The sequence below is a fragment of the Agrobacterium sp. NPDC090273 genome (assembly GCF_044772305.1).
Lineage (GTDB): Bacteria > Pseudomonadota > Alphaproteobacteria > Rhizobiales > Rhizobiaceae > Agrobacterium.
Genome location: NZ_JBIVYN010000001.1, coordinates 541,008 through 559,813 on the forward strand (window position 1 = coordinate 541,008; position 18,806 = coordinate 559,813).

An 18,806-nucleotide genomic window follows, 5' to 3' on the forward strand; every position below is an offset into this window, starting at 1 on the left:
CCATATTGGAGCGACTGCAGTTCGTTGATCGAGGGGCGAACACCCAGTCATCTTCGTTTGCCGACCAGGTGTTAACGATGGGATTCCGTCTCGTCGTTTCGGTAAACGCGCGAGACTACTCTTTCAGGCACCCTGGACGGACAGCCTGCTTTTTTGTGCGCCGTTGGCGTCAAAGTTTTCCGGCCTCAACCAACGGACGTATTCTTGTTTGATGGCCGGCCAATCCTCACTTGTCATGGCGAACCATGCTGTGTCGCGATTTTGGCCCTTCATGACCATGTGATTGCGGAAAATTCCTTCAAACCGGAAGCCGAACCGCACGGCAGCCTTCTTGGAAGGCTCGTTGTCGTTGTGACATTTCCACTCGAAACGGCGGTAACCAAGCTCGTCGAATATGTATTGTGCGAACAGAAAGAGAGCTTCGGTACACACGGTGCTTCTGGCGATCGCTGGCCCCCACAGTATGTTGCCAACCTCGACCACGCCATGCGTCGCATCAATGCGCATGAGCGCCTGACGCCCCTCGACCAATCCGGTTTTCTGATCGATGACCGCGAAGAACATCGGGTCATCCGAGGAGGATGCCTTTTCCAGCCAGCTATCGAATTCGCTGTTTTGGCTGGGTGCCGCTTCGAACAGAAAGCGGAACCGATCATCCGCTCCGGGTGCGATTGTCGAACGATAAAGCTGATCTCTGTGCTTTCCCGCTTCCAGAGGTTCCAGACGGGCATAGTTGCCGTTGAGAACTTTCCGAGACGGCTTTGCGACGCCCAGCCAGTTGGTCAAATCCATTTTAAAGCCTTCACTGTATTTTGGACGCGCAAACTATGAGGTGGAAGAGTTCGCCGTCCCGCCAATGTTTGTCGCCAATCAGACAAAGCATCATGACGACGCCAGTATCTCAGTCATTCTCGACTAACGATCGGCTCGCGTAGCACCCGATGCGAAGCTCGGACCGGGTGCCATGGCTTTCGAGCCTAGTAGTTGCTGCGCCTGCCGTTCGGGATGCCGTCGATCGCGCACTCGTCTGTTCCGATTGTCGGGCGCGTCAGTGCCTCGACCATCTCCCGTGTTCCCTCCGGGTCACTGACCCATTTCGCGTAGAAGCCATAGGGGCATTCTGCGATACCGCGATCGCCATCACCGGAATTGATCATGCCGGTATAGCCTCGGTGCAAGAGCTTGAAGAGATGGTTCTGGGACTGGCCATTGCGGCGGGCATCCCTGATCGCCGAGACGGAAAGCTGGGCATATTGGATGCCGTTTTCCTCGGTCCCGCATTCGCCAAGAGTGCGCCCATCGAATCCGATAATCGCAGAATGACCGAAATAGGAGTAGACGCCGTCGAAGCCCGCGGCATTTGCGACCGCCACGTAGCAATTGTTGGCCCAGGCCATCGACTTCGAGATCTGCACCTGCTGCTCTTTCGCGGGATACATGTAACCCTGGCAACGAACGATGAACTCAGCCCCACGCATCGCGCAGTCGCGCCAGATCTCCGGGTAGTTTCCATCGTCGCAGATGATGAGGCTGATCTTGAGGCCTTTCGGGCCTTCGGATAGGTAGGTGCGGTCTCCCGGATACCATCCTTCGATCGGTGTCCAGGGCATGATCTTGCGGTACTTCTGCACGATCTCACCCTCACTATTGATGAGAATGAGCGTGTTATAAGGCGCCTTTTTAGGATGGTCTTCGTGCCGCTCACCTGTCAGCGAGAAGACACCCCATACTTTCGACCTGCGGCATGCCTCGGCAAAAATCGCCGTTTCCTCGCCGGGGACCTGGGAGGCGGTTTCATACATTTCATCCTGGTCGTACATGATACCGTGGGTCGAGTATTCCGGGAATATGACAAGGTCCATTCCGGGAAGCCCGACCTTCATTCCCTCAACCATACTGGCAATCTTCCGCGCATTTTCGAGCACATCCTGGCGGGTGTGAAGGCGCGGCATCTTGTAGTTGACTACGGCCACTCCGACCGTGTCGTTGCTACTGCTGATATCACCGTGATACATTTGTTTCCCTCATTTATGATATTGATTTTATTAGTCGAATTATCGATGTAGCCAATCGCCGTGAAAGTTCGCAGCAAGGAACATCAGCGGGTCTCCCACGGAGCCCCCCGGCCGCAGACAAAATCCGCGTTTTTTGCAATTTCAGCATATCCAGCATTGGCGTTTCTGTGCGTGCTGTCTCCGTGAACTCGGAGGATTCCGATGTGCCGCGTCTGATGTAGAGGCCGATCGGACCAAGCAACGCGCCAAACAGGAATGGAATTCTCCAACCCCAGCTTTCGAACTCGGCAGGCGTCAATGCCCATGCGAGATATGCGCCAAAAGCTGCGGCCAGCATCATCGCCAGGCCCTGTGTTGCTGTTTGCCAACTTGAAAGGAAGCCGCGTTTTTGCGGGTTGTGTTCGGCAAGAAGTGCCGTTGCGCTACCGTATTCGCCACCGGCAGAAAAACCCTGCAGCATTCTTCCTCCAACGACGAGAAGGGGCGCAAGCACGCCGATCGCGGAGTAGGTTGGCGCAAGTGCGATGATCAGCATTCCGATTGTCATCAGAAACAGGGAAAGGCTCATCACTTTCTTGCGGCCGATCCTGTCGCCGAGATTACCGAGATAGATCGCGCCGAGCGGTCTCATAAAGAACGTTACACCGAAGGTTCCCAGGAACAGCAGCAGGGAGACGGTGTCATTGCCGGTTGGAAAGTAAAGTTTGGCGATCGTGCCCGCCATGATGCCGTAGATATAAAGATCGAAACATTCGAACAGATTGCCAAGTGTCGCCGCAATGACCGTTCCTCTGGAGGTATTGCTTCGCTGTTCGGCAAGTGGATAGGCTGACGTTATGTCACTCATTTTTATTCCCCTTTTTGTGCAGACTGCGGTCGCGACCAATTGCGATGCGCAGGAATTCATCTCCATCATGACCTAGGGGGCGGCCGCTCGATCTCCCTCAGGGCCGCCGCCAATTGCATCGTGAAAGCGTTCAGCGCTTTCTCAGGCGACTTTTGCCGCCGTTTTTACTTCCGGAGCAAAGCCGCCCGGGCCGCCCACGTTGACAACGGTCTCACCCTCGCCGACACGGACAAAAACGTAGTGGACGTCGTCGCCGCCCTCGAGAATTTGGCAGCGGTGGATGGCGCGTCGCGGGAAGTAGGCGTAATCGCCTTTTCCGATCTCGAAGGATCGATCGCCATTCTCGCCGAAATCGACGCGAATGCGCCCGGACAGCATGTACATGACGCTGTCGAATTCCTGGTGGTGGTGCCACTGGCTTGGGGCATCCAGTGCCGTGACGTGGCATTGTCCCACCCAGAGATTGCCCGCTTCCAACGCCTTGCGACGGTTTTGGCCTGGCGTGATAGGTCCGTCGACCAGTTGATCCGCAGTGACGTAGCCGATTTCTTGAAAGAGCCCTGTGCTCATCTTTTTTTCCTTCCTTCGCTCCGCATCCTTGAAAGATGCAAGCAAAAGCCTAGACTGGTCGAATGGAAACATCTGGACAATTTTTGTCGCCAAACAGACAAGCGGAAATCCTGCCATTCGAAACGGCAGAGAGGCCGATCGTTGGTTTTTCCCGCGACTATCCCTCTGGTTTGACAACAGGTTTTCACACGCATCCGCGCGCGCAGCTTGTCTATGCGATCAGCGGTGTCATGCGCGTGGAAACACGGACCTCAAACTACGTCGTGCCTCCGACCACCGCGCTTCTCTTGCCCGCCGACTTGGAACACGCAGTCCGTATGGAGGGGCCCGTCGCTATGCGTGAGTTGTTTCTCAGAGAGGAGGCGACCGACAGACTGGGTACACGGTCGCGCGTTATCGTCGTGTCTCCGCTTCTGCGCGAGTTGATCGTTGCAGTCTGTGCTGAACCGGTAGACTGGAAACCTGACGGACGAGGATACCATCTCGCTGAGCTCGTCATCAGCGAGATCGAACATTCCACCACCATGCCACTGGGGCTGCCCCTTCCGAAGGACAGCAGGTTGAGGCGCGTGGTGAGTGCACTTCGCGACAGACCGCATGACAATAGAGGTCTGGAGGAGTGGACCGAAATTGGGAATGCGTCCAGCCGCACACTTGCACGTCTGTTTCGTGCGGAAACTGGTCTCAGTTTCCGGCAATGGCGGCAACAGGCGCGATTGACCGAAGCTTTGACTGCTCTTTCTATCGGTGCAACGCCAACGAAAGCTGCAGCAATTGCGGGATTCAACAGCGTTCCAGCGTTTGGTGTGGCTTTTCGAGAGTTCTTTGGCATGACGCCCGGACAAGCAAGGTCGCTGAATGAAGAAAGGAATTCTGTTCGTGCTGCACCGTAGGCTGGACGTTGCGTAATGCGGGGCTCCTCTCCAGGTTTTCAGGCTCAGATCACTTTCGTCACGACACGGAGAAAGAAGGTTTGCCCATAAGCATCCTTTCCGCTGGACATTCAGCTCATATTTAATTTATAACCATCTGGTTGGAAATAAATTGGATGAGACGATGGGCAGGAAGCGGGTTATCGATCAGCAGGCGGTTCTTGATGCGGCGGAAAGGGTTGTCGGTCGCGATGGGGCGGCGAATCTGACGGTTGATGCTGTCGCCAGGGAGGCGGGTATCAACAAGGCGAGCGTGCTTTACGACCACAAGTCCAAGCAGGCCCTGGTCGAAGCCGTGGTGGACCGCGCGTTTGAACGCGACAATGATCATCATGCCGGGATTGAAGCGCAGATCGCTGCTGTCGAGGACAAGGCCATCCGTGGGCGTATTCTTGCCGCTGCTGCCCCGCCGCCGGAGGAGTTCAGGGCGGTTGCGCTGAACCTCAGTGCCGCGCTTGCGCTGGATGCCGGGCTGCGTACCAAGATGCAGGATAATCAAGCCCGCACCATTTCCCGCATCGAGGCCACATCACCATCGCCGCGTGGTGCGCTTCTTGCCTATCTGGCGCTGGAGGGGCTGAAATTCCTCGAACATCTCGATTTCCACCATTTCCCGCGTGAAGAGCGCGACAGGCTTCTTCGCGAGATCAACTGGCTTGCAACAGCGCAACCGGGTGAGAGCGACCTTCCCGAAATCGCCACGAGCTGACCCTCCCAGAACACAGGTGAATGACATGACTGACAGCATTGCCGCACAGGACGCGGCCACGGATAAACTCGTTCCGTTTCAACGGATCTTTGTAACGGGCGCTAGCGGCTATGTCGGCCGCAACCTGATCCGCCATTTTGTTGCGCGCGGTGTGGAAATCTCCGCCCTGGTGCGCAGTGAAAGCGTGGCAGAACTGGTTCGGTCGTTGGGGGCGAAACCGGTCATTGGCGAACTTTTCGATCCCGCTTTGTCCGCCGGCATGGCGGGCTGCGATGCGCTGATCCACGCCGCCGCCGATACCGACCATGGGCCTGCCAGCGAAAAACAGCGACGTGTGAATGAGGACGGCACGCGTGCGGTTCTCGATGCGGCCCGTGTCGCCGGCATTCGCAAGGTCATTCATCTCAGCACGGAATCCGTGCTCGCCACCGGCAAGCCGCTCGTCAATGTGGATGAAACCATGCCATTGCCGCAAAGACCGGCAGGCGGTTATTCCCGTACGAAGGCGGCGGCAGAGCGCCTCGCTCTCGCTGCTGACGGGCCCGACTTTTCTGTCGTGGTGCTGCGCCCGCGTTTTGTCTGGGGCAGGGACGATACGACTGCCCTTCCAGCGCTGACGCAGGCGGTAAAATCCGGCAAGTTCGCCTGGATCAGCGGCGGAACCTATCTGACCTCGACCACCCACATCGCCAATCTTTGCACCGCCGTGGAACTGGCGCTTGGCCGTGGTCGCGGTGGCCAGGTCTATTTCATTTCGGACGGCGCGCCCGTGCCGTTCCGCAGCATCGTTTCAGCGCTGGTGGAAACACAGGGGCTTGCCGTTCCTGAAAAGGTGGTGCCGCGTGCCATCGTTCGCACCGTGGCGACCATTGGCGATATTCTGGCGGGCATATCTGGCGGCAGGATTGTTCCGCCGCTGACAAGGCAGGCTTATGCGACCTCGGCTGTGGAGGTCTCGTTCGATATTGGCAAGGCGCGGCGGGAGCTTGGATACGAGCCGGTGATATCAAGGGAAGAAGGGCTGGCGGAACTCAGCGCCGCTCAACACTGATAGTCTTCAAGGCGCGGCGCGTCATCGGGCTTGCCCGCCTTGATCCAGTCCACCTTGCCACGCAGAAACGACAGGGCCGCATCCAGCGCGGCCTTGCGCTCTTCCAGCCTGGCTATCTGCGATTGCAGCACCTCGATCGTGCGTTCTGACGAATGTTCGCCGTCGCGATATTCCTCATTCAGCGCCAGGATTTCACCGAGAGAATAACCCAGCGTCTGCTGCAGACGGATCATGCGTGCCGCCGTCACGTCTTCAGCGCGGAACATCTGGTAAGGATTGGAGCCGCCCTTGGCGCCGCGCTCCGGTTTCAGCAGTCCCTTGGTGATGTAGAAACGGATCGTATCGACCGGCAGATCGGTGGCTCTGGCAAATTCCGAAATCAGCATCATAAACCCTTGACCATGGACTATACTCCATACTTATAAGAGGTGCTTGTCAGAAAGTGGAGACCCAAAAATGACAAGCGAAAATACCCCCATGCCTCAGCTTCAGCTTGGTCCGAATGGCCCGATGATCGGCGTTCAGGGACTGGGCTGCATGGGCATGAGCGAATTTTATGGCGCTACCGATGTGGCCCAGTCGCGTGCAACGCTGGAACGGGCGCTGGACCTCGGCGTAACCATGTTCGACACGGCAGACATGTATGGTGTCGGCGCCAATGAGGAGTTTCTGGCGCCGTTCGTTACGGCCAACCGCGACAAAGTCATCATCGCCACCAAGTTCGGATACACGCGCACGCCCGATAACCCTGATGACTGGAGCATCGATAACCGCCCTGAATTCATCAGGGCGGCGGTGGATCGCTCCCTGAAGCGACTGGGTGTCGAGGTGATCGACCTCTATTACATGCACCGGCGCATCGAGACCGTGCCACTGGAAGAGTCGATCGGCGCGATGGCCGATCTGGTCAAGGCGGGCAAGGTGAAGTGGCTTGGTCTGTCGGCTGTCAGCGCCGCTGAGCTGCGCCTCGCCAATGCCATTCATCCCATCGCCGCCCTGCAGTCGGAATGGTCGATCTTTACCCGCGATATCGAGCGGGAAATCGTGCCGGCGGCGGCAGAGCTCGGGGTGACCATTGTGCCTTATTCGCCCTTGGGGCGCGGCCTGCTGACGGGGCAGGGGTTTTCCGCGTCACTAAGCGGTGATGATGCGCGTCAGAACTTCCCGCGTTTCTCGGCTGAAAACCTGGAAGCCAATATGAAGCTGGTCGCCGGTATCGAAGACATCGCTTCTTCGAAGGGCGTCACGCCTGCGCAACTGGCGCTCGCCTGGCTCTATGCCCAGTCCGACAGATTGAAAGCGAAAACCGTTCCCATTCCCGGCACACGCAAGCCCGAACGGCTGGTGGAAAACGTCGCCGCCGCCACCATTCACCTGACCGATAAAGAAATGGATCGGCTGGAACCACTGGCGGCTGCGGTGCAGGGTGTCGCGGTCTGATGCCTCGGAAGCGCGGTCTTATGGCCGCGCTACCATCTGATCACCGCCAAGGGATCGACGCCGCAGCGCGTACCGGGTAGCCTGTCTCGTATCTGAAGGCAGTTGAACGGGGAGAGGCGGCATGGCGGATATGGCGGGTGAGGGGGCGACGCTTCTGCTTGTCGGGGCTTCGGGGCTGGTCGGAGGTCATGTTCTCAGGCTGGCTTTGGCAGATCCGGCTGTTGCCCGCGTTGTCGCGCCCACGCGCCGCCCTTTGCCGCCGCACCCGAAACTCATTTCGCCTCAGGTGGATTTCGATCAGTTGCCCGAGACGGCCGACTGGTGGCAGGCAAATGCGGTCATCTGCACGCTGGGAACGACCATCAGGACGGCGGGTTCGCAGGACGCGTTCAGGCGGGTGGATCATGACTATCCGCTGGCAGTGGCGCGTCTTGCCCATGCCCACGGCACGCAGACCTATGTTCTCAATTCGGCTATCGGCGCGGACAGCCGTTCATCGATTTTCTACAACCGGGTGAAAGGCGAGGTGGAAGATGGCCTCAAGACAATCGGCTTTCGATCCCTCACTCTGGTTCGGCCGGGTCTGATCGGCGGGCAGCGTGACGAGTTCCGGTTCGGTGAGCGTGCCATGACGGTGGTGTTGAAAGCTCTCGGCCCGCTGTTGCCGAAAAAGTGGCGCATCAATCCGGCCGACAAGATTGCGCGTGCCATACTCGATGCCGCGCTGCGCCCGGTGGGCGGTGTTTACATCGTTTCGGCAAGTCAGTTGGCGTAAGATGATCGCGGGAGGCGGCATGGTTGGACCCTATGGCGATTATGCCGATGTGGTGGCGTGGCGGCGGGATCTTCACGCTCATCCCGAATTGCAGTTCGACGTGCACAGAACGGCTGCGTTTGTTGCTGAAAAACTCGCTGAATTTGGCTGTGACGAGGTGGTGACAGGCATCGGCAAGACGGGTGTGGTCGGCGTCATTCATGGTCAGGCGAAGAGCAGCGGAAAGGTCATCGGCCTGCGGGCCGATATGGATGCCTTGCCAATTCAGGAGGAGACCGGCGCCGCATGGGCCTCGACCGTTGACGGTGTGATGCATGCGTGCGGGCATGATGGCCACACGGCGATGTTGCTGGGGGCGGCGCGCGAGCTTGCCCGCAGCCGAGCCTTCAACGGCACGGCAGTGGTGATCTTCCAGCCGGCGGAAGAAGGCGGTGGCGGCGGCAAGGCGATGGTCGACGATGGGCTGATGGACCGTTTCGGCATCAGCGAAGTTTACGCCATGCACACCGAACCCGGCCTGTCGATTGGTCAGTTTTCGACCGCCAGCGGGCCGCTTGCTGCATCTGCGGATGGTTTCAGGATCAGGATCGACGGCAAAGGCGCGCATGGCGCATCGCCGCATGTCAGTGTCGATCCGCTTGTCGTCGGCGCAAACATTCTGCTTGCGTTACAGACCATCGTGTCCCGCAACGTCCATCCGCGCCAATGCGCGGTTGTGACCGTGGGCTGGATGGGTGGCGGCAAGGCGGGAAATGTCATTCCGCAATCGGCCGAGATGGGCGGCACGACGCGCACCTTTGACCCGGCGACCCGCGATCTGATCGAAAGACGGGTGAAAGAGATCGCCGAACATGTCGCGGTCGCCTACGGCGCTGGCGCAACCGTTACTTACAGACGCATGTATCCGCCCACCGTGAATCATCCGCTGGAAACGGCTTTTGCGGTAAAAGCGGCGCAGTCACTGGTGGGTGATAACGCGGTCAATGGCTTCATGGAACCGCTGATGGGCTCGGAAGACTTTGCCTTCATGCTGGAAGCGCGTCCCGGAAACATCATGCTGATCGGTAACGGAGACGGCCCTTCGGTTCACGATGCGGGTTTCGATTTCAACGACGCCGCCATTCCCTATGGCATTGCCTATTTTCGGGCTTTGGTCGAGCGCGGGATGCCGCTCGATTAGAGGCCGGGGCCAAGGGGTTGCAGGAACGTCTGGACGACAGGGGGATGGAATGGACAAAGACAGGGTGACGTTCTCGACGAGAATTTTGCGCAAGGAAGAGTTTCTGCCGCGCTACATCGTGGTGAAACCCGAGCATGTGACCGGTCGCACCGGTGCCTTTACAGCGGATATCATGCTCAATGAAACAGGCCCGTTCACGCGCAACATCAGGCCCTGGGGCAAGGGCTCGGACGTCTTCTTCTTCAACCTGACCGCACCGCAATGCACCAAGGCCGGGCTGGAGACCAACGACGAATGCCGGGTGACGATCATTCCGAAGCGGTGATCTCGGTTATCGCGATTTTCGCGGAAAGTGCCTATTCCCAGGGGGCACCGGCCGCCCACTCCTTGCGGATTGCCTCAACGAAACGCCGAACCTTCGGCGAGACGTGGCGGCGGGTGGGATAGACGGCGGCAATCGGTGGCTCCTCGCGGCTGAAGTCTTCGAGAACGGGCACGAGACGCCCTTGCCGGATATCGTCGCCAACAAGGAAGGCGCCAAGCTGGGCAATGCCAAGGCCCGCCAGCGTCGCATCGCGTATGGCTTCGGTGTTGCTGAGCCTGAGCGCGCCACGCACATGGACGTCGCGCAGCGCGCCCGCGATGCGGTAACGCCAGGGCACGGGCCCGTTGGCATAGGTGAAGATGATCTTTTCATGCTGCTGTAGCGCGTCGATATCTTCAGGTGTGCCGCGTCGTTCCAGATAGGATGGGGCAGCACAGGTCACCAGCCGGTGAGGGGCCAGAACCTGTCGGATCAGCCCGCTATCTGCCGGTCCACCGATGCGGATAGCGACATCGATCCCGTCACTGACCAGATCGCAATAATCATCGGAAAACGACACATCGGCCTCCAGTTCCGGCCAGTCGGCCAGGAAACGTTGCAGCACGGGCAGAACATGCAGGCGGCCAAAGGCCGTCGGCAGATCGAGGCGAAGCCGGCCTTTCGGTGTCTGGTGGCGTTCGGCAAGTGTGGCCTCGGCATCATCCACCTCGCACAGAATGCGCAGGGCATGTTCGTAGAAAAGCTGGCCTTCATCCGTCAGGCTGGTGCTGCGTGTCGTTCGCTGAATGAGGCGGGTTGCGAGGTTTTCCTCAAGCCGCGCAATGCTCTTGCCCACGGCGGAGCGTGAGATGCCGAGCCGTTCTGCCGCGCGGGTAAAACTTTGCGTATCCGCCACACGCACGAAGGCCAGCACGTCGCCAAAGTGATCGAGCATTGTTTCCAAATCGTCCCATCTGTTGCCCTTGTCGGCCACTTTATCGGTTTTTCGTATCCAGTAAACACCGGTCCGGCAGAGCGACATCGCTCGCCGCAGCACGAAAGGTTTACTCATGGAACTGGAGACGCGTTCGGCACGAACTGCCCGTAGCGGCGGTTGGGCCTCGGTCTATGCGGTGGGACTCTCCACCTTTTCGGTCGTCACGACGGAGATGTTGCCCGTCGGGCTTATGACCGCGATCGCGATGGAGCTGGAAACGTCGGTCGGCACAGCCGGACTGATGCTGTCGGTTCCGGCGATCCTCGCCGCCCTTTTCGCGCCCTTCGTCATTCTGGTGGCCGGCAGCATCGATCGGCGGCGCATTCTGGCCGGGCTCCTGGTGCTGCTGGTTGCTGCCAACATCGCTTCAGCGCTGGCACCCTCCATCGGCTGGCTGCTGGCGGCGCGGGTCGTCGTCGGTTTCTGCATGGGCGGCATCTGGGCGATTGCCGGTGGGCTGGCGCCAAGGCTGGTTCCTACGCATTCCGTCGGCACTGCAACAGCCATCATCTTTGGCGGTGTGGCGGCCGCTTCCGTGCTGGGCGTGCCTGTGGGTGCCGTCATCGGCGACATCGCAGGCTGGCGCTCAGCATTCGGGGCAATGGCGCTGTTCAGCCTTATCGTGCTGGTGTTGAACCTCGTGGCGTTGCCTGCACTTCCCGTCCGCCAGTCCGTCGGTCTTGGTCAATTCAAGGCGCAGCTTGCGCGGCCTGCGGTTCAATCCGGCCTCATCGTCACGCTGCTGATCGTGGCGGGGCACTTCATGGCCTATACCTTCGTCAGCCCCATCCTGCAGTCCATTTCTGGCGTCAGGGTGGAATGGATCGGCGTGCTGCTTTTCCTCTATGGCGCGGCAGGAATTGCCGGAAATTTTCTGGCAGGCATGGCTGTCTCGCGGCAGCTTCCCGCCACACTCGTCAGCATCGCCATCGGGCTGGTCGTGGCAATCCTCGGTTTCCGGTTCCTGGGCACGACGGCGTTTGCTGGTGCCGCGCTGCTTCTTGTCTGGGGTGTGGCCTATGGCGGCGTTTCAGTCAGCCTGCAGAGCTGGATGATGAAGGCCGCGCCATCCGCCCTTGAAATCGCCACGGCGCTTTTCGTTGCCGCCTTCAACATCGGCATTGCCGCCGGTTCGTTCGCCGGCGGGCTTGTGGTCGACCGCTTCGATCTACCCACCACTCTGCTGCTCGCCGCCCTCATGCCGGCGACCGCACTGCTGTTCTTTATCGTCATTCCCAGGAGGTAAGACCTTGACCCACGATATCTTCGAACTCGGCGACATCCAGTTGCAGTCAGGACGCTGCATCCGTCAGGCAAAGCTTGCTTACAAAACCTACGGCACGCTGAACGCGGCAAAAGACAACGCCATCATCTACCCGACCTCGTTCGCTGCCACGCATGAGGATGCAGCCTGGCTGATCGGGCCGGGCAGGGCGCTGGACCCCGAGCGATATTTCATTGTCGTGCCTGACATGTTCGGCAATGGCCTCTCCAGTTCGCCCAGCAATACGCCGATGCCCGGCGGTGGCGGGCGTTTTCCGCCTGTCACCATTCATGACAACGTCCAGCAGCAGCAGCGTCTGCTCATCGAAAAGTTCGGCATCGAGACGCTGCGCCTTGCCATCGGCTGGTCGCTTGGCGGTGCGCAGGCCTTTGAGTGGGCCGCGGCTTTTCCTGACAGGGTGGAACGGTTGTTCACCTTTCAAAGTGCCGCCCGCACCTCGCGTCACTTCCATCTGTTCTTCGACAGCGTGCGTGCCGCCATCGAACTGGATGACGATTTTCGCGATGGCTTTTACGCAACGCAGCCGCTGCGGGGCCTGCGGGTGGCGGCGCGGATCTATGCCGCGTGGGGCTTCTCGCAAGGCTTCTTTCGCGAGCGGCTGGATGAGACGGCACTCGGTTACGCCTCGCTAGAAGATTTCCTCGTCGATTTCTGGGAGGGCTGGTTCCTCAAACGCGACGTCAACAACCTGCTCTCCCATATCTGGACCGGACAGCACGCCGACATCAGCGCTAATGACCGTTACAAGGGTGATCTCGACAAGGCTTTGGCATCGATCAGGGCCGATACCATCATCATGCCATCCTCAAGCGATCTCTATTTCCCGCCTGAAGATGCCGCCGATGAAGCCCGGAAAATTCCGGGCGCGGAGTTCCGGCTTCTGCACTCATCCTGGGGCCATGTGGCGGGCGAGGGCATGAACGAGGCCGACACCGACACCATCGAAACCGCCATCCGCGACCTGCTTGCACGGTGATGTCACCACACGGTTGCGGCAGGAGATGACGCATGCTCCTCCGATCCTGGACTTTGCGCTTCTCGGGGTCATATCCTACCTTTGGGAGACATCATCGTTGTGAGCGGGAGGTCGCGATGCGGGCGTTTGTTTTGACGGAATATGGCGGGGCTGACAGGGCGCAGCTGATTGAGGTGTCCCGTCCGCATCCGGCGCCCGCAAGCGTGCTTGTGCGCGTTCACGCGGCCGGTCTCAATCCCGTTGATTACAAGACGCGCGACGGCGCGTTGAAGGTGGTGCAGCGATACACGTTGCCCGTCGTCATGGGAAATGAACTGGCGGGCGTGGTCGAGGCGTGCGGTGAGGGCGTGACCGGCTTTCTGCCCGGCGACCGCGTTTTTGCCCGTATGCCGAAGGACGCGATGGGCGCGCTTGCGGATTATGCCGTGGTGCCGGAAAAGTTTCTGGCGAAAATGCCTGAGACCGTCGATTTCGTCACTGCGGCCGGTGTTCCCCTGGCCGGGCTTACAGCGCTGCAGGCACTTCGCGATGAACTCGGTGTTACGCAGGGCACCCGCATCTTCATCCCCGGAGGTGCCGGCGGTGTCGGCACTTTCGCCATCCAGATCGCCAGGTGGCTTGGCGCAGAGGTAACAACCACGGCATCGCCACGCGGCAGAGCGCTTGTCGAGGATCTCGGCGCTGATCGGGTCATCGATTACACGACGGAGCGGTTCGAAACCCTGCTTCGCGATATGGACGGCGCCTTCGATCTGCTGGGTGCTGAAACGCTGATGAAGACATTCGGCGTCGTAAAGCGTGGCGGAAAGGTCGTGTCGATTGCGGGCATGCCGGAACCGGAGACGGCGCGAAAGGATCTCGGTCGCGGCCCGATCCTTACGGCGCTGTTCTGGCTTATTTCCTATCGTCTGCGGGCCGAAGCACGCAAACACGCCGTTTCCTATCGTTACCTTTTCATGCATCCAAGCGGGCGCGAACTTGCTGAACTCGCAGCCCTGATCGATGCCGGCACGATCAAGCCGGTTATCGATCGCGTCTTTCCCTTCGATGCGGTCTCCGAAGCCTTTGCCTATCTCGAATCCGGCCGGGCCAAGGGCAAGGTGGTGGTCCAGCTTGTCGAGCCGTGAAGCACCGGTTCTCTTCCGGATCAGGTTTCCCTGAACATGTTTTCAGAGGCGAAATCGATGAAGGCGCGCAGGCGCGGGGTCATGAACCGCGTTGCCGGCCACAGGATCGAAAAGTGGCCGGGTGCCGCGAGATATTCATTCAGCACACTTTCCAGCAAGCCGTCGCGAATGGCGTCCTTTGCCAGAAACTCCGGCATGTAACCAAGGCCGAGGCCATCGATTGCAGCGGCGCGTATCGCTTCCATGTTGCCGCAGGTCAGCGCAACACGCATACCGGCCAGCGCATTGTCGCCATTTTCAAGCCGCCAGTCCTGGAACCTGCCGGATGAGGGGAAACGAAAGCGCAAAGCGTCATGGTGCAGCAACTGGCCGGGCTGCTGCGGTCTGCCCATGCGGGCAAAATAGTCAGGCGCGCCGCAGACGACGAAACGAAACGGTCCGAGGCGTCGCATCATCAGGCTGGAATCGTCGAGTGCGCCGCTGCGAATGGCGGCATCGAAACCGCCTTCGATCAGGTCGACGCGCCGGTCGTTGAAATCGAATTCCAGATCGATGTCAGGATAAAGCCGACGAAACTCCGGCAGGATGGGCAGCAGGAAACGATAGCCGATGGTCGGCAGCGTCACGCGCAGGCTGCCGCTTGGGGCGGCCTTGTTATCCTTGACGGCATCGTGAGTGTCACGCAGGTCCGTCAGAATGGCGCTGTAGCGCTCAAACAGCATCGTGCCTTCGTCTGTCAACGTGACCTGCCGCGTCGTGCGGTTGAAGAGCCGTACGCCAAGCGAGGATTCCAGCCGTGCCACGCTTTTGCCGATAGCCGAGGGCGACAGGCCAAGGCTCTGCCCCGCCTTGGCAAAGTTCAGCCTTTCGGCAACGCGAACGAAGGCTTCTATCTCGCTGAGTTTATCCATGCTTCGCAAATTATAGAATTCTGGTCCGCAATGAAAGGACGAAGAGGCTGATTATCGAATTCCTGTCATCGGGTGCACATGGGCTTTGCGCGTTGATCGCGTCCGCATGTCCAAGCCTGGAGTTCTCATGACCGTCACACCTCAAACCCCATCGGCCAGCCGCAATTCGGTTCTGGCGGCTGTTTGCCTTGCCGCGTTGACCCTGCCTTTAAGCTTTTCGGCGGGCGCCGTGGCAACGCCCGCCATCGGCCAGGATCTCGGTGGATCACCGGCGGCGCTCACCTGGATCACCAATGCCTTCATGCTGACTTTCGGCAGCCTGCTGATGGCGGCTGGAGCTTTGGCCGATCGTTATGGCAGACGGCGGGTGTTTCTGACCGGCCTTGCCCTGTTCGTCGGTTTCTCATTGGCGCTTGGGCTGGCAGGTTCGGTCTGGCTGATCGACCTGCTGCGCGCCTGTCAGGGCGTTGGCGCCGCTGCGGCACTGGCCGGGGGAACGGCAGCGCTCGCGCAGGAATTTGACGGTCATGCCAGAACGCGTGCCTTCGGCCTGCTTGGTACCACCTTCGGCGTCGGTCTTGCCTTCGGACCGTTATTGACGGGTTTGCTGATTGAAAGCATCGGCTGGAGGGCGATCTTTCTGGCAAGCGGTATCATCGGTCTCGTCGCCCTGATCCTCGGTCCGCCGCGCATGCGCGAAACGCGCGATCCCGACGCCGCGAAACTCGACTGGCTGGGCGCGGCAAGCTTCACCGTGATGCTGACGCTCTTCACCGTGGCGATGATTGAAATGTCGGCCCTTGGCACCACAGGCCTGATCGCGCTCGCTGCGGGATTTTTCCTGTCGCTTGCCGTCTTCATTGTAACGGAGATGCGCGTGGAAAGGCCGATGCTCGATCTCTCGCTTTTCCGGTATCCGCGTTTTGTCGGTGTGCAGTTGCTGCCGGTCGCCACCTGCGCCTGCTTTGTCGTTCTTCTCGTCATCATCCCGCTGCGGCTGATCGGCATCGCGCAGCTTGGCGCCATCGAGGCCGGTTTCATCATGCTGGGTCTGTCGGCACCGATGCTGGTGGTGCCCATTCTGGCAACCGTGCTGGCGCGGCATGTCGCGCCGGGTCTGATCTCCGGCATCGGGTTGCTGGTCGCCGCGCTCGGTCTCGTCTGGCTCTCGGGTTTCACGGCTCGGGATGGCAGCCTCATCGTGCTGCCGATGCTGGTGATCGGTATCGGCGCGGGTTTGCCCTGGGGTCTGATGGACGGCCTTTCCATCAGCGTCGTGCCAGCGGAGCGGGCGGGCATGGCGACCGGCATCTTCAGCACGGTGCGTGTGGCTGGCGAGGGGATTGCGCTTGCCATCGTCAGCGCCGCCCTGTCGGCATTGATCGCCGCGTCGCTCGGCCAGTTTACACACCTGTCGGGCAGCGTGCTTGGCAATACCGGGCAGCGTCTTGCCGTCGGCGATCTGGCCTCGGCTGCAGCGCTGTCACCTGATATCGATGTCCATCTTCTGCAGCAGGCTTATCAGGCGGCCTTTTCCACCCTTTGCTGGTGGCTGGCGGCAGCGACGGCGCTTTGCGCCATCACCATCATCGTGCTTCTTCCCAAGGCCGCTGTGGTCGCCGATTTCGAACCGGAGGATATCGACGCTGACGTCGTGGCTGATTGAGCCATTGCATGCTGGGGGCCGGGGAGACTTTACCCTGCCGGAAACGAGGCGAGAAATTGCCGGATGGTCTCAGCCAGCGCGTCCGGCGCCTCCAGCGGGATCATGTGTCCGGTCTGCTCGATCACCTTGAAGCTTGATCCGCTGATACCGTGGTAAAGCTCCTCGGTCTCGGCGCGGCTGCGAAGCCTGTCGTTTTCGCCAGCCACGACGAGACATGGACAGTGAATGTTGACAAGCGTTTCCTGTTCGTCGACGCGGTCGAGCAGGGATTGCTGGCGAAACACCTCGGCTCCCAGCCTTTGGCCCATCGCCTGAATACGCTCGATCAGATCGCTGCGGCCGGCATTGTCGGGGTGAAGCGATGAGGCAACGGCAGGCGCGCTCAATCCCTTGAAGGCGAGGTTGGTTTTTTGCGTTGCGACGGAGGCCTTGCGCTGGCGCTGCACCTCCGTATCGCCCCTGGCAGATGTGGCGATCAGAACAAGGGCGCTGACACGCTCCGGCGCCTGCCGCACGATTTCGCGTGCCACATATCCGCCCATGGAAAAACCGACGAGAATGAAGCGCTCCGGCGCGCTGGCAAGGGTGCGTCGCGCCATCGCCTCGATCGAGCCGTCCTTTGACAGATCGGCATGCACGAAAGGACCGAACTCGCTGATGGCAGGCAGGATATCGCGCCAGAGATCGGCATCGAGCATGAAGCCGGGAACGAGAAGCATCGACATGAAATTTCGCCTTGAACATTGAATCTGCAATCTGCGACACGTTAGCGCCGAGCCGATCCGATGACCATGTGCCATTGCGCTCGATTGACGAATCGAGAGCTGCCCGCCATCCTTTCTTCAGGCGTGGCCTGCGCCCAACCTCCTTGACCTTCCCCGGCATGGTCTTGAACGGAGGCAAAGGGACTTTTGTCTCAGGCCGCCTGTCCATGGTCCGGTCGTTTCGGGCGGGTTGCTGGGGGACTGCGTCTGAGACGTGAAAGGCCCGACAATGACACAGAACGGAAATCTCAAACGCCGTGTGCGCGCCCGCGCCGCCAAAACCGGCGAATCCTACACCGCCGCTCTTCGCCACATCCGTCAGCCATCGCCGACACCCGAGGCGACTTCGTTGCGGCTTGCCGTAGCGCAGACGTCGCTGTTCAATTATCCCGGCGATCCCGCGCAGTTGCGAGAGAGCGGGGCGGAAATTCGCGCTCTGATGCGGGATGCACATCAGGCTGGCGCACGTCTCATCCATTTCCCGGAGGGGGCGACGTCTTCGCCCAACAAGCGGCTGATGTCGGCCAGCGGCCCGAGGGAAATCGGTCCATCCGACTGGTCGCGCTGCGACTGGGTGACGCTGCGGGACGAGTTGCGGGCCATCAGCGCGCTTGCAAAGGCCTTGCGCCTGTGGACGGTGCTCGGTTCCGTGCATGCGCTGACACCGCCGCATCGCCCGCACAACAGCCTCTACGTCATCTCCGATCGCGGTGAACTGGTGACCCGTTACGACGAGCGCATGCTGTCGAACACGAAGATCTCCTTCATGTATTCGCCCGGAAAAGGCCCGGTGACCTTCGATGTCGATGGCATCCGCTTTGGCTGCGCAATTGGCATGGAAACCCATTACGCTGAAGTCTTTGCCGAATATGAGCGTCTTGAGGTCGATTGCGTGCTGTTTTCGACTACCGGTGAAAGCCCATCTGCCGCCCCGGCCTTTGCGGCAGAGGTGCTGGGCCATGCCGCCAGCAATGCCTATTGGGTAAGCTATGCGGCCCATGCGCCGCAAAGTGTCACCGTTCCAGCCGGCATTGCATCGCCGGGTGGCCGCTGGGCAAGCCGCGCCCCGGCAGATGGTAAGGCATCGATCACCGTTACCGATATCCTCGTCGACAGGGACAACCCGGCACGGCCATGGCGCCGCAAGGCCCGCGCCGATCTCTACTCGGCACACCATGTGGAGAGCGATCCGCGCAGCGACAGCCGCGATACGTTCTGACATCTGAAACTCTGGTCAGCGGGCGTTCTGTCCGCTGG

Annotated in this window: 20 protein-coding genes; 12 read left to right on the forward strand and 8 right to left on the reverse strand. The window is 60.1% G+C overall.

The window, feature by feature from the left end:
• Nucleotides 1-123 precede the first annotated feature (123 nt).
• The 4 genes from ACIQT8_RS02620 to ACIQT8_RS02635 all read right to left on the reverse strand — a co-directional run bounded on the left by ACIQT8_RS02620 (nucleotide 124) and on the right by ACIQT8_RS02635 (nucleotide 3,432).
• On the reverse strand, nucleotides 124-792 hold the full coding sequence (locus ACIQT8_RS02620; protein WP_400963065.1) for a GNAT family N-acetyltransferase: 669 nt from the start codon (nucleotides 790-792) through the stop codon (nucleotides 124-126).
• Nucleotides 793-977: 185 nt separating this feature from the next.
• On the reverse strand, nucleotides 978-2,015 hold the full coding sequence (locus ACIQT8_RS02625; RefSeq protein ID WP_400963068.1) for an aliphatic amidase: 1,038 nt from the start codon (nucleotides 2,013-2,015) through the stop codon (nucleotides 978-980).
• A gap of 13 nt (nucleotides 2,016-2,028) precedes the next feature.
• Nucleotides 2,029-2,862: an MFS transporter gene (locus tag ACIQT8_RS02630; protein ID WP_400963071.1), complete on the reverse strand. Its 834-nt coding sequence runs from the start codon at nucleotides 2,860-2,862 to the stop codon at nucleotides 2,029-2,031.
• Nucleotides 2,863-3,003: 141 nt separating this feature from the next.
• On the reverse strand, nucleotides 3,004-3,432 hold the full coding sequence (locus tag ACIQT8_RS02635) for a cupin domain-containing protein (RefSeq protein WP_400963072.1): 429 nt from the start codon (nucleotides 3,430-3,432) through the stop codon (nucleotides 3,004-3,006).
• 83 nt (nucleotides 3,433-3,515) lie between these two features.
• On the opposite strand from ACIQT8_RS02635, the gene ACIQT8_RS02640 reads away from it, so the two are divergent.
• The 3 genes from ACIQT8_RS02640 to ACIQT8_RS02650 all read left to right on the forward strand — a co-directional run bounded on the left by ACIQT8_RS02640 (nucleotide 3,516) and on the right by ACIQT8_RS02650 (nucleotide 6,124).
• Nucleotides 3,516-4,325: an AraC family transcriptional regulator gene (locus tag ACIQT8_RS02640; protein WP_400963075.1), complete on the forward strand. Its 810-nt coding sequence runs from the start codon at nucleotides 3,516-3,518 to the stop codon at nucleotides 4,323-4,325.
• A 163-nt stretch (nucleotides 4,326-4,488) separates the two neighbouring features.
• Nucleotides 4,489-5,073: a TetR/AcrR family transcriptional regulator gene (locus ACIQT8_RS02645; RefSeq protein ID WP_400963078.1), complete on the forward strand. Its 585-nt coding sequence runs from the start codon at nucleotides 4,489-4,491 to the stop codon at nucleotides 5,071-5,073.
• Between the two features lie 25 nt (nucleotides 5,074-5,098).
• A complete protein-coding gene (locus tag ACIQT8_RS02650) occupies nucleotides 5,099-6,124 on the forward strand; it encodes an NAD-dependent epimerase/dehydratase family protein (protein WP_400963081.1) in 1,026 nt (341 codons plus the stop codon).
• On the opposite strand, the gene ACIQT8_RS02655 is transcribed toward ACIQT8_RS02650, so the two are convergent.
• Nucleotides 6,115-6,513 carry a MerR family transcriptional regulator gene (locus ACIQT8_RS02655; protein WP_400963084.1) on the reverse strand — a complete coding sequence of 133 codons (399 nt, stop codon included), beginning with the start codon at nucleotides 6,511-6,513 and terminating at the stop codon, nucleotides 6,115-6,117. The genes ACIQT8_RS02650 and ACIQT8_RS02655 overlap by 10 nt on opposite strands.
• A gap of 67 nt (nucleotides 6,514-6,580) precedes the next feature.
• Between ACIQT8_RS02655 and ACIQT8_RS02660 the strand changes: the two genes are divergently transcribed.
• From ACIQT8_RS02660 to ACIQT8_RS02675, 4 genes are all read left to right on the forward strand, one after another.
• On the forward strand, nucleotides 6,581-7,564 hold the full coding sequence (locus tag ACIQT8_RS02660; RefSeq protein ID WP_400963087.1) for an aldo/keto reductase: 984 nt from the start codon (nucleotides 6,581-6,583) through the stop codon (nucleotides 7,562-7,564).
• A gap of 121 nt (nucleotides 7,565-7,685) precedes the next feature.
• Nucleotides 7,686-8,339: an NAD-dependent dehydratase gene (locus tag ACIQT8_RS02665; protein ID WP_400963090.1), complete on the forward strand. Its 654-nt coding sequence runs from the start codon at nucleotides 7,686-7,688 to the stop codon at nucleotides 8,337-8,339.
• A 19-nt stretch (nucleotides 8,340-8,358) separates the two neighbouring features.
• Complete coding sequence (locus ACIQT8_RS02670) at nucleotides 8,359-9,519, forward strand: M20 aminoacylase family protein (RefSeq protein WP_400963093.1); 1,161 nt, start codon at nucleotides 8,359-8,361, stop codon at nucleotides 9,517-9,519.
• A gap of 49 nt (nucleotides 9,520-9,568) precedes the next feature.
• Nucleotides 9,569-9,844 (forward strand): hypothetical protein, encoded by a 276-nt coding sequence (locus ACIQT8_RS02675; RefSeq protein ID WP_400963096.1) that lies wholly within the window; start codon nucleotides 9,569-9,571, stop codon nucleotides 9,842-9,844.
• Nucleotides 9,845-9,875: 31 nt separating this feature from the next.
• Here ACIQT8_RS02675 and ACIQT8_RS02680 read toward each other — a convergent pair whose 3' ends face one another.
• The gene (locus ACIQT8_RS02680) at nucleotides 9,876-10,895 is read right to left on the reverse strand and encodes a LysR family transcriptional regulator (RefSeq protein WP_400963099.1); all 1,020 of its coding nucleotides are present in this window, start codon (nucleotides 10,893-10,895) and stop codon (nucleotides 9,876-9,878) included.
• Between ACIQT8_RS02680 and ACIQT8_RS02685 the strand changes: the two genes are divergently transcribed.
• From ACIQT8_RS02685 to ACIQT8_RS02695, 3 genes are all read left to right on the forward strand, one after another.
• Nucleotides 10,894-12,066 carry an MFS transporter gene (locus ACIQT8_RS02685; RefSeq protein WP_400963102.1) on the forward strand — a complete coding sequence of 391 codons (1,173 nt, stop codon included), beginning with the start codon at nucleotides 10,894-10,896 and terminating at the stop codon, nucleotides 12,064-12,066. The two genes, ACIQT8_RS02680 and ACIQT8_RS02685, sit on opposite strands and share 2 nt — an antisense overlap.
• A gap of 4 nt (nucleotides 12,067-12,070) precedes the next feature.
• Nucleotides 12,071-13,081: an alpha/beta fold hydrolase gene (locus ACIQT8_RS02690; protein WP_400963105.1), complete on the forward strand. Its 1,011-nt coding sequence runs from the start codon at nucleotides 12,071-12,073 to the stop codon at nucleotides 13,079-13,081.
• Nucleotides 13,082-13,197: 116 nt separating this feature from the next.
• Nucleotides 13,198-14,208: an NADP-dependent oxidoreductase gene (locus ACIQT8_RS02695; RefSeq protein WP_400963108.1), complete on the forward strand. Its 1,011-nt coding sequence runs from the start codon at nucleotides 13,198-13,200 to the stop codon at nucleotides 14,206-14,208.
• Nucleotides 14,209-14,228: 20 nt separating this feature from the next.
• On the opposite strand, the gene ACIQT8_RS02700 is transcribed toward ACIQT8_RS02695, so the two are convergent.
• Nucleotides 14,229-15,119 (reverse strand): LysR family transcriptional regulator, encoded by an 891-nt coding sequence (locus tag ACIQT8_RS02700; protein WP_400963111.1) that lies wholly within the window; start codon nucleotides 15,117-15,119, stop codon nucleotides 14,229-14,231.
• A gap of 127 nt (nucleotides 15,120-15,246) precedes the next feature.
• On the opposite strand from ACIQT8_RS02700, the gene ACIQT8_RS02705 reads away from it, so the two are divergent.
• The gene (locus ACIQT8_RS02705) at nucleotides 15,247-16,785 is read left to right on the forward strand and encodes an MFS transporter (protein WP_400963114.1); all 1,539 of its coding nucleotides are present in this window, start codon (nucleotides 15,247-15,249) and stop codon (nucleotides 16,783-16,785) included.
• 29 nt (nucleotides 16,786-16,814) lie between these two features.
• Here ACIQT8_RS02705 and ACIQT8_RS02710 read toward each other — a convergent pair whose 3' ends face one another.
• A complete protein-coding gene (locus tag ACIQT8_RS02710; protein WP_400963117.1) occupies nucleotides 16,815-17,510 on the reverse strand; it encodes an alpha/beta fold hydrolase in 696 nt (231 codons plus the stop codon).
• 268 nt (nucleotides 17,511-17,778) lie between these two features.
• Between ACIQT8_RS02710 and ACIQT8_RS02715 the strand changes: the two genes are divergently transcribed.
• A complete protein-coding gene (locus ACIQT8_RS02715) occupies nucleotides 17,779-18,768 on the forward strand; it encodes a carbon-nitrogen hydrolase family protein (RefSeq protein WP_400963120.1) in 990 nt (329 codons plus the stop codon).
• The last annotated feature ends 38 nt before the right edge of the window (nucleotides 18,769-18,806 follow it).

Coding starts and splice junctions, on each gene's coding strand:
- ACIQT8_RS02680 (WP_400963099.1), bottom strand. CDS start 10,895: ATGAGTAAACCTTTCGTGCTGCGGCGAGCGATGTCGCTCTGCCGGACC.
- ACIQT8_RS02665 (WP_400963090.1), top strand. CDS start 7,686: ATGGCGGATATGGCGGGTGAGGGGGCGACGCTTCTGCTTGTCGGGGCT.
- ACIQT8_RS02635 (WP_400963072.1), bottom strand. CDS start 3,432: ATGAGCACAGGGCTCTTTCAAGAAATCGGCTACGTCACTGCGGATCAA.
- ACIQT8_RS02655 (WP_400963084.1), bottom strand. CDS start 6,513: ATGATGCTGATTTCGGAATTTGCCAGAGCCACCGATCTGCCGGTCGAT.
- ACIQT8_RS02710 (WP_400963117.1), bottom strand. CDS start 17,510: ATGTCGATGCTTCTCGTTCCCGGCTTCATGCTCGATGCCGATCTCTGG.
- ACIQT8_RS02685 (WP_400963102.1), top strand. CDS start 10,894: ATGGAACTGGAGACGCGTTCGGCACGAACTGCCCGTAGCGGCGGTTGG.
- ACIQT8_RS02645 (WP_400963078.1), top strand. CDS start 4,489: ATGGGCAGGAAGCGGGTTATCGATCAGCAGGCGGTTCTTGATGCGGCG.
- ACIQT8_RS02705 (WP_400963114.1), top strand. CDS start 15,247: ATGACCGTCACACCTCAAACCCCATCGGCCAGCCGCAATTCGGTTCTG.
- ACIQT8_RS02660 (WP_400963087.1), top strand. CDS start 6,581: ATGACAAGCGAAAATACCCCCATGCCTCAGCTTCAGCTTGGTCCGAAT.
- ACIQT8_RS02630 (WP_400963071.1), bottom strand. CDS start 2,862: ATGAGTGACATAACGTCAGCCTATCCACTTGCCGAACAGCGAAGCAAT.
- ACIQT8_RS02700 (WP_400963111.1), bottom strand. CDS start 15,119: ATGGATAAACTCAGCGAGATAGAAGCCTTCGTTCGCGTTGCCGAAAGG.
- ACIQT8_RS02620 (WP_400963065.1), bottom strand. CDS start 792: ATGGATTTGACCAACTGGCTGGGCGTCGCAAAGCCGTCTCGGAAAGTT.
- ACIQT8_RS02625 (WP_400963068.1), bottom strand. CDS start 2,015: ATGTATCACGGTGATATCAGCAGTAGCAACGACACGGTCGGAGTGGCC.
- ACIQT8_RS02675 (WP_400963096.1), top strand. CDS start 9,569: ATGGACAAAGACAGGGTGACGTTCTCGACGAGAATTTTGCGCAAGGAA.
- ACIQT8_RS02650 (WP_400963081.1), top strand. CDS start 5,099: ATGACTGACAGCATTGCCGCACAGGACGCGGCCACGGATAAACTCGTT.
- ACIQT8_RS02670 (WP_400963093.1), top strand. CDS start 8,359: ATGGTTGGACCCTATGGCGATTATGCCGATGTGGTGGCGTGGCGGCGG.
- ACIQT8_RS02695 (WP_400963108.1), top strand. CDS start 13,198: ATGCGGGCGTTTGTTTTGACGGAATATGGCGGGGCTGACAGGGCGCAG.
- ACIQT8_RS02715 (WP_400963120.1), top strand. CDS start 17,779: ATGACACAGAACGGAAATCTCAAACGCCGTGTGCGCGCCCGCGCCGCC.